The sequence below is a fragment of the Aquimarina pacifica genome, from assembly GCF_000520955.1.
Taxonomy (GTDB): Bacteria; Bacteroidota; Bacteroidia; order Flavobacteriales; family Flavobacteriaceae; genus Aquimarina; species Aquimarina pacifica.
Genome location: NZ_JACC01000090.1, coordinates 1 through 2,351, shown reverse-complemented (window position 1 = coordinate 2,351; position 2,351 = coordinate 1). Strand labels below are relative to the sequence as shown.

The following is a 2,351-nucleotide window of genomic DNA, read 5'->3' as shown; positions in this document are numbered from 1 at the left end:
TACAAAATGGTGATTGGTCTATGTTTAGTGATATTGATCTTAGCTGTGCCAGTTCTATTGATGCACGTGTATCAAGTAGAACTGCTGGTGGAAATATTGAAGTTAGAGCCGATAGCATTACTGGAACCTTACTCGCAACGATTCCCGTTGAAACTACAAATTCATGGACTACTTATAATACTGTAAGTGCAGATGTAATGAATACGGTAAGCGGCACTCATGATGTGTATGTAGTATTTACAGGCGGTAATGGGTATTTAATGAATTTAAACTGGATAGAATTTTCTAGTGACCAAGCAAAAAATACTGGTACAATACCTTCAGATAACGCACTATTAATTTATCCTAACCCGGTAAAAAATAAGTTCATAATAAAACTAAACAACTCACTTACAACTAAATATACAATTAAAGATGCTACCGGTAAAATCATAGTTACTGGTACCCTAAATGAAGGGACAACTTCGATTAATGCAAGTAGTTTGACTCCTGGATTATACTTAATAAAAGCGACTAATGATTACGCTACGTATACAGGAAAATTAATTAAAGAATAAAACAAAATATAGGGATTCGGATGCAATGTAACCGTCCGAATCTCTATTAACTAATAAACTAGTCTCGAATTTGAAAAATTATAATTAGTAGTCATTATGAAAAACAATCAAAAATTATTCGCTTTTTTTAAAGGCAGACCTTTGTCACAAATGTATAGACTTTATTTGTTATTAATATTATTATGTATTTTACCTAGCATGTTAACTGCTCAAGAACCCAACGCATCATGGTTAGAAGGGTCTTGGGGAGCCCGTCTATATGTGAGGGGTGGTCCTCAATTAGATCAATATGTTGATGAAAAAGGATATGATTATGTAGCAGGAGCTGAAGAGATGGTCGCTAAATATCCCACTATGGGTCATGTACTTACTAACATGACACAAAATGCTAGAACAAATAAATTTACATTAAGGTACAATCCGAATGTTCATGCGGTAACTGGAAATCCTGACTTTGTTATAAGTGAAGAGTTTGTGCCAGCAATCGATGAAGAGACTGGTTATAGTAACGAACAAGTCATCATTGATGTAATCAAAGTATTTAAGGATGCTGGAAAAAAAGTTCTTTTATATCTTAACTGTAAGGAATTTACAGCAGTAGATACTTCAGATGAAGCTGCCGATGAATGGTATGCATATGTAAATCAATACTTTAATGGAGATGAATATGCGGCCAGAACCAATCTAATGGAAGGCTATATGAAACGTTTTAAAGAAATGGGCGTAGATGGGTATTGGCTAGATGCTGCTGCTATGAACGTAAGAAATCTCCAACTTGTAGCGATGATGCGTGAACTTGACCCAAATATGATTTTTTCAATAAATACAGACAAGTCGGTTTTCAAAAATCCAGATGGTAGTAATATGACCGTATTATTAGATGGTTGCGATGATGACGATCCCGATCCTTATGGTGTTATAAAATATGAAATGAACGATGTTGAGGGTGATTTCACTGGAGGACATATCTTTCCTTTAGGACAAGGTGGTAGAGGTGATTCATGGGCACATGAAGAATTTACGATTCCAGATATTCAAGAGGATAACTATCAGATTTTAGAAGGTAAAAGTATTTTAAAGCATATGTTTTTGCCTATGAGGCAGCAATGGTCTGTGGCTAATGCTACATTAAGAATGACTAATGAAGTAGCTTATAGAATGGTAAAGAAAATTACTATGGCTGGCGGGGCAGTTACTTTTTCAGGGACTACTACTGATGGAACAATAATTGCTGACGAAGACGCTGTCTTGACCTACGTTAATCAAAAAATGGAGGAGAATGAAATTGATTTTGAGCCTTATGTTAGACCTGAATGTGCTTTTTTGGTAAAAGAAGAAGCTAAGACTGCACAATCTATTACAATGCCTAATCTTCCAACAAAAGAAGTCGGAGATGCTGATTTTTCACCTGGTGCTACTGCTAGCTCTGGTTTAACAGTTTCATATATTAGTGCAAACCCTGAAGTAGCGGTTATTGTTAACAATAAAATCAAAATTGTTGGTGCGGGAACTACGCGCATTACAGCTAGACAGAACGGTGATGACAATTATCGTCATGCTCCTTTTGTTAGCAAATTCTTAGTTATTGAAGGTGATAACAACGATGATGACGATGACGATGACGATGACGATGACGATAATGAAAATGAAAACCTAGCACTAAATGGTGTAGCAACGCAGTCTACAACTTTAAATAATGCCGCAGCCTCACGTGCTATTGATGGCGATACTAACGGAAATTTTGGAGGCGGTTCAGTTACTGCTGCACAAGGACCAAATGCTTGGTGGCAAGTT

General features: G+C 36.3%; 2 protein-coding genes. Both read left to right on the top strand.

What is annotated here, in order from left to right:
• A partial coding sequence (locus DZ60_RS23745) for a carbohydrate-binding protein (RefSeq protein ID WP_152537506.1) occupies positions 1-557 on the top strand: 557 nt, incomplete at its 5' end.
• 150 nt (positions 558-707) lie between these two features.
• A partial coding sequence (locus DZ60_RS23740; protein ID WP_206538662.1) for a discoidin/SUN/FTP domain-containing protein occupies positions 708-2,351 on the top strand: 1,644 nt, incomplete at its 3' end.